This is a genomic window from Devosia enhydra (genome assembly GCF_900119845.1).
Taxonomy (GTDB): Bacteria; Pseudomonadota; Alphaproteobacteria; order Rhizobiales; family Devosiaceae; genus FPKU01.
The window spans coordinates 336,496-343,370 of sequence record NZ_FPKU01000002.1 but is presented as its reverse complement, the minus strand read 5'-3'; the positions used below and the strand labels follow the sequence as shown (position 1 = coordinate 343,370).

General features: G+C 65.9%; 5 protein-coding genes. All 5 read right to left on the bottom strand.

Annotated elements, in window-relative coordinates; all coding sequences use genetic code 11:
• Positions 1-175: 175 nt before the first annotated feature.
• On the bottom strand, positions 176-1,630 hold the full coding sequence (gene hydA, locus BT183_RS10760) for a dihydropyrimidinase (RefSeq protein WP_072342629.1): 1,455 nt from the start codon (positions 1,628-1,630) through the stop codon (positions 176-178).
• Between the two features lie 121 nt (positions 1,631-1,751).
• On the bottom strand, positions 1,752-3,002 hold the full coding sequence (locus BT183_RS10755; protein WP_072342626.1) for a Zn-dependent hydrolase: 1,251 nt from the start codon (positions 3,000-3,002) through the stop codon (positions 1,752-1,754).
• Positions 2,999-3,553, bottom strand: coding sequence for an endonuclease domain-containing protein (locus tag BT183_RS10750; RefSeq protein ID WP_072342624.1), 555 nt, complete (start codon positions 3,551-3,553; stop codon positions 2,999-3,001). Before BT183_RS10750 ends, BT183_RS10755 begins: the two co-directional genes overlap by 4 nt.
• Before the next feature lie 452 nt (positions 3,554-4,005).
• Entirely contained in the window at positions 4,006-5,502 is a 1,497-nt protein-coding gene (locus tag BT183_RS10745) for a CoA-acylating methylmalonate-semialdehyde dehydrogenase (protein WP_072342622.1), read from the bottom strand.
• A 12-nt stretch (positions 5,503-5,514) separates the two neighbouring features.
• Positions 5,515-6,843, bottom strand: a complete 1,329-nt coding sequence (aptA, locus tag BT183_RS10740) for an omega-aminotransferase AptA (RefSeq protein WP_072342619.1) — start codon at positions 6,841-6,843, stop codon at positions 5,515-5,517.
• Positions 6,844-6,875 lie beyond the last annotated feature (32 nt).

The following is a 6,875-nucleotide window of genomic DNA, read 5'->3' as shown; positions in this document are numbered from 1 at the left end:
GGCGCGGGATTTGCGGTTCTGATGATCAGATCACGCGCTGCAAGCTTGCCCATATTGCCCTCGAGCAAGCGGCAAGGCCCCCTCACCCGGATGGCGAGGGCCATCCGACCTCTCCCCCGAAGGGAGAGGTGAAGAGGGGTGCCATCGCGTTTCGCCTGCCCCCGTGCGCCCAAGGTCAGACGCCTGTCGCGGGGATGCCGGTGCGTTCGACGGCGCGGGGGGCGGTGATGGCTTTCCACTGGGAGAGGGCGCGGTTGACGGGGTTTTTCGGCTCGCGGGCAATGAACTGGCCGTGGCCGGGCGCGTGGCGCATCTCGTCTTCGACTACCGACAGGCGACCGCGGGTCAGGACGAAGCGGGGCAGGCCCTTGACCGCAATGCCCTCAAAGACATTGTAGTCGATGGCCGATTGCTGGGTTTTTGCCGAGATGGTCTTGCTGCGCGCTGGGTCCCAGACCACGAGGTCGGCATCGGCGCCGACCAGCACCGCGCCCTTTTTCGGGTACATGTTGAGGATCTTGGCGATATTGGTCGAGGTGGCGGCGACGAACTCGTTCATCGTCAGCCGGCCGGTGTTGACCCCATGGGTCCAGAGCACCGAAAGCCGGTCCTCGAGCCCGCCGGTGCCATTGGGAATCTTGGCGAAATTGCCGATGCCATTCCGCTTTTGCGCCGTGGTGAAGGCGCAATGGTCGGTGGCGACGCAGGAGAGCGAGCCCGCCTGCAGGCCGGCCCAGAGCGAGGCCTGGTGAGCCTTGTCGCGGAAGGGCGGGCTCATGACGCGGCGGGCGGCGTAATCCCAGTCGGGATTGGCATATTCGCTCTCGTCGAGCACCAGATGCTGGATCAGCGGCTCGCCCCAGACGCGCATGCCCTTCTGCCGGGCGCGGCGGATGGCTTCGTGCGCCTGCTCGCACGAGACATGCACCACATAAAGCGGCACGCCGGCCATGTCGGCGATCATGATGGCGCGGTTGGTGGCTTCGCCTTCCACCTCGGGCGGGCGCGAGAAGGCGTGGGCCTCGGGCCCCGTCTTGCCCTCGGCGAGGAGCTTCTGGGTCATGGCGGCAACGACATCGCCATTTTCGGCATGAACCAGCGGCAGCGCGCCCAAATCGGCGCAGCGGGAAAAGGACGAGAACATCTCGTCGTCATCCACCATCAGCGCGCCCTTATAGGCCATGAAGTGCTTGAACGAGGTGATGCCGCGATCGACGACCTCAGCCATCTCGTTGAACACCTGCTCGCCCCACCAGGTGATCGCCATGTGGAAGGAATAGTCGCAGGCGGCCTTGCCGGTCTTGTTGTCCCACATTGTGAGCGCTTCGAGCAGCGACTGATTGGGGCTGGGCAGGCAGAAATCGATGACCGTGGTGGTGCCGCCCGAGAGTGCGGCGCGCGTGCCGCTCTCGAAATCATCGCTCGAATAGGTGCCCATGAAGGGCATTTCGAGGTGGGTGTGCGGATCGATGCCGCCGGGCATGACATAGCAGCCGGTGGCATCGAGCACCTCGTCTCCGGCCAGGTTTTGCCCGATCTGGGTGATGATGCCGTTTTCGATGCGCACATCGGCCGCATAGGTGAGGTCGGCGGTGACGACGGTGCCGTTCTTGATGATGGTGCTGGTCATTGTCTGGTCCCTCATCGATGCGGTGGCCGGTTGGCCCGGACGGCGCCGCGCGCTTTGCACATTCTCGCATCGTGCATCGCCAAGCGCCTGTTTTGCAAGCAGATTGCCGCAGCTTTGGCGACTACTCCACGATCTCCGCCGTCTCGACCACGGCGTGGAAGAGCACGTCGGTGCCGGCGGCGGCCCAGTCGGGATAGATTTCCTCGGCTTCGTTGTGGCTGAGCCCGTCGACGCAGGGGCACATGATCATGGCGGTGGGGGCGACGCGGTTGATCCAGCAGGCATCGTGGCCGGCGCCCGAGACGATATCGCGATGCGAATAGCCCAGCCGTTCGGCGGCGGCGCGCACGGTGGCGACGCAGCCCGGATCGAAGGCGACGGGATCGAAATGGCCCACCTGCTCGACGGTGGCGGTGATGTCGAGGGCTTCGGCGATGGTGAGGATGCCGGCGCGGATGCGATCATCCATCTCGTCGAGCACGCCCTTGTCGGGGGAGCGGATATCGATGGTGGCCGTGGCCCGGCCGGGGATGATGTTGCGCGAATTGGGATAGAGGTCCATGTGCCCGATGGCGCCCACGGCATAGGGCTGGTAATCCATCGCCACCTCATGGACGAGCTCGGTGACGCGCGCGAGCCCCAGCCCGGCATTGCGCCGCTTGTACATCGGGGTCGAGCCGGTGTGGGCCTCGCGGCCTACGAGCGTGACCTCGAGCCATTTGAGCCCCTGGCCGTGGGTGACGACGCCGATATCAATGCCCTCGTCCTCGAGGATGGGGCCCTGCTCGATATGGAGCTCGAACATGGCGTGGATCGGCCGGTTGCCCACCGGCTCCTCGCCCTTCCAGCCGATGCGCTCAAGCTCGTCGCCATAGCGCTTGCCGTCGCGATCGGTGCGGTCATAGGCCCAGTCGAGCGGGTGAAGGCCGGCAAACACCCCCGAGGCCAGCATGGCGGGCACGAAGCGGGTGCCCTCCTCATTGCTCCAGCTCACCAGCACGATGGGCCGGCGCGTCCTGATGCCCAGGTCATCGAGCGTGCGGATGACTTCGAGCCCGCCGAGCACGCCCAGGACGCCGTCGAACTTGCCGCCGGTGGGCTGGGTATCGAGATGGCTGCCCATATAGACCGGGTCGAGCCCCGGCTCGGTGCCCTCACGACGGGCAAAGATCGAGCCCATCTGGTCGACCCCGACAGTGAGCCCCGCCGCCTCGCACCAGCGGCGAAACAGCGCCCTGCCTTCGCCATCGGCATCGGTCAGGGTCTGGCGATTGTTGCCGCCGGCGATCCCCGGCCCGATCTTTGCCATCTCCATCAGCGCATCCCACAGGCGCTCGCTGTTGATGCGAAGGTTTTCACCGGGTGCGGTCATGGGTGGGGCTCCACGCTTTGGGACTGAACTGCGCCGGAAGACCCCTCACCCTGTCCCTCTCCCCGGCGGGGAGAGGGGACGATGGAGCCGGCGGCGCCGAGAATGTGGTCGAGAACGGTAGGGGTATTGGCAAGGATATCGCGGTTGTATAGCCGTACGATCCGATAGCCTGCGGCCGCTATTGCAGCGTCGCGCCTTTCGTCCCGCTCGGCATCATGATGGCTGCCATCGGCCTCTACGACCAGCATCGCGTCGCGGCAGGCAAAATCTGCGAAATAGGGCCCGATCGGCAGCTGACGGACGAATTTCCAGCCGCCGAGACGGCGGTTGCGCAGGTGAAACCAGAGGCGGGCCTCCGCATCCGTCATCCAGCTGCGAAGGGCCCGGGCGCGTTGGGTTTGCGGGTTCGGGGCCCGCTTTTTCCGAAGGGGAACCTTGGTGTCCGCGCCCCCTCTCCCCTCTGGGGAGAGGGTTGGGGTGAGGGGGTCGGGCTCTCTGGTGCCATCGGCTGGGGAAAGCGCACTTTCCGTGTCGCGGTGAGATGGCGGCATGGGCGGGGAGTCTGACCCCCTCCCCCGCCGCTCTGCGGCGACCTCTCCCCTCAGGGGAGAGGTGGGGGCGACCTCTGGCGCGGGGGTGGGCGTTGGTACAGCGGGGGTTTCGGACGGGGTTTTTGGAACCTCGGTGCCTGCACTCCCTCTCCCCTCTGGGGAGAGGGTTGGGGTGAGGGGTTCAGAGGTGCGGCTCTCGCTGATCCGGGGTTGGGCAGGCTCGGCGGCGCGGGAGGATGGCGGCGTGAGTTGAGAGTCTGACCCCCTCACCCGCCGCTGCGCGGCGACCTCTCCCCTCAGGGGAGAGGTGGGGGCTGCCTCTGGCGCGGGGGGGTACTGTAGTGCAGCAGGGTTTTCGGACGGGGCTTTGGGGACCACGGAGCCTGGGCTCCCTCTCCCCTGAGGAGAGAGGGTGGGGGCTGGCTGAGGGGGGGAAGGGCCCTCGTCCGACATTATTTGAGGCTCGGGAAGGTGAATTCGGCGCCGCGTTTGATGCCGGCGGGCCAGCGGGTGGTGACCGTCTTGAGGCGGGTATAGAAATGCACGCCTTCGGGCCCGTAGATGGCGTGGTCGCCGAACAGCGAGCGCTTCCAGCCGCCGAAGGAGTGATAGGCCACGGGTACGGGGATGGGCACGTTGATGCCCACCATGCCGACCTCGATGCGATCGGCGAAATCGCGCGCCGCATCGCCGTCGCGGGTGAAGATGGCGGTGCCGTTGGCGTATTCATGGCCGTGGATGAGGGCGACAGCATCCTCATAGGTCCTGGTGCGGGCCACCGAGAGCACCGGCCCGAAGATTTCCTCGCGATGGATGGTCATGTCGGGGGTGACGCGATCAAACAGCGTGCCGCCGAGGAAATAGCCGTTCTCATAGCCCTGGAGCGAAAAACCGCGCCCGTCGACGACGAGTTCGGCCCCCTCCTCGACGCCCTTGTCGATATAGGCGGCGACCTTGTCGCGATGCGCCTTGGTGACGAGCGGACCCATCTGCGCCTCGGGATCGGTGGCCGGGCCGATACGGAGGGCCTCGATGCGGGGCTTGAGGATCTGCACCAGACGGTCGGCGGTCTCGTCGCCCACCGGCACGGCGACCGAAATCGCCATGCAGCGTTCGCCGGCCGAACCGAAGCCCGCCCCCATCAGCGCATCGGCGGCCTGCTCCATATCGGCATCTGGCAGGATGACCATGTGGTTCTTGGCCCCGCCCAGCGCCTGCACGCGCTTGCCCGCCTGCGAGCCGCGCCGGTAGACATATTCGGCAATCGCGGTGGAGCCGACAAAGCTCACCGCTTTGACGTCGGGATGGTCGAGCAGGGCATCGACCGCCTCCTTGTCGCCATGCACGATGTTGAGCACGCCCTCGGGCAGGCCGGCTTCCATCAGGAGGTCCCACGCGAGCATCGGCGCGGAGGGATCGCGCTCGGAGGGCTTGAGGACGAAGGTGTTGCCGCAGGCGATCGCCAGCGGATACATCCACATCGGCACCATGGCGGGGAAGTTGAAGGGCGTGATGCCGGCCACGACGCCCAGCGGCTGGCGATCGGAATGGCTGTCGATCGAGGGCCCGACATTGCGCGAGAACTCGCCCTTCAAGAGATGCGGGATTCCGCAGGCGAAATCGACGCAGTCGATGCCGCGCGCCACCTCGCCCAGGGCATCGTCATGCACCTTGCCATGTTCCCTGGAGATGGCGCGGGCAAGGTCGGCGGCGTGCTTGTCGAGCAGCTCCTTGAAGCGGAAGAGGATGCGGGCCCGCTTCATCGGCGGGGTGGCGGCCCAGGCCGGGAAGGCGGCCTTGGCATTGGCAACGGCCGCGTCGATCTCGCTCAGGGTCGAAAGCGGCAGGTCGGCGGTCTTTTCGCCGGTTGCCGGATCAAACACCGCGGCGAGGCGGGTGGAGGCGGAGCGGACGCGCTTGCCGCCGATGGCGTTCTCGATCACCTGCATGTCCGGGCGCTCCTAGTCGAGATCGGAAAGGATGGTGCGCAGCGTCTCGACGATCTCGTCGATATGGTGCTTTTGTACGATGAGCGGCGGGGAAAGCGCGATGATATCGCCGGTCGTGCGGATGAGCACGCCCTTCTCGAAGGCCTTGAGGAAGGCCGAAAAGGCGCGCTTGGTGGGGCTGCCGGGGATGGGCGCCAACTCGATGGCGCCCACGAGCCCGATATTACGGATATCGATGACGTTGGGCAGGCCGGCGAGGGAATGGAGCCCATCGGCGAAATAGTCGGCAAGTTCGGCGCCGCGCGTCAGAAGCCCTTCCTGCCGGTACGTCTCGAGGGTGCCGAGCCCGGCTGCAGAGGCCATCGGATTGCCCGAATAGGTGTAGCCGTGGAAAAACTCGATGAGGTGCTCGGGCCCCTGCATGAAGGCATCGTGGATCTCGGCGGTGACCAGCACCGCGCCCATCGGGATGACGCCATTGGTAAGACCCTTGGCGGTGACGAGGATGTCGGGCGTAACGCCGAAATAATCGGCGGCAAAGGGCGTGCCGAGCCGGCCATAGCCGGTGATAACCTCGTCGAAGATCAAAAGGATGCCGTGCTTTTTGGTGATGGCGCGGATTTTTTCGAGATAGCCCTTTGGCGGGATCAAGACGCCGGTGGAGCCAGCCACCGGTTCGATGATCACCGCCGCGATGGTGGAGGGATCGTGCAGCGTGACGATGCGCTCGAGCTCGTCGGCCAACTCGGCGCCATGCTCGGGCTGGCCGCGCGAGAAGGCGTTTTTGGCAAGGTTGTGGGTGTGGGGCAGGTGATCGACGCCGGTCAGCAGCGTGCCGAACATCTTGCGGTTGGTGACGATGCCGCCCACCGAGATGCCGCCGAAATTGACCCCGTGATAGCCGCGCTCGCGCCCGATGAGGCGGAAGCGGCTGCCCTCGCCCTTCACCCGGTGATAGGCCAGCGCCACCTTGAGGGCGGTTTCGACCGATTCCGAGCCCGAATTGGTGTAGAGCACATGTTCGAGGCCCTGCGGCGCGATCGAGACGATGCGGTTGGCCAGCTCAAAGGCCTTGGGATGACCCATCTGGAAGGCGGGCGCATAATCGAGTTCGGCAGCCTGGCGCTGGATGGCCTCGGTGATGAGCGGACGACAATGGCCGGCATTGACGCACCAGAGCCCGGCCGTGCCATCGAGCACCTGGCGCCCGTCGGAAGTAGTGTAATGCATGTCGCCGGCGCCCACGAACATGCGCGGGGCCTGCTTGAACTGCCGATTGGCCGTGAACGGCATCCAGAAGGCGGAAAGGTCGTTGGGCACGACGGCCTGGCGATCTGACATGTCTTCCCTCTTTCTTGATCTTGACCGTCAGC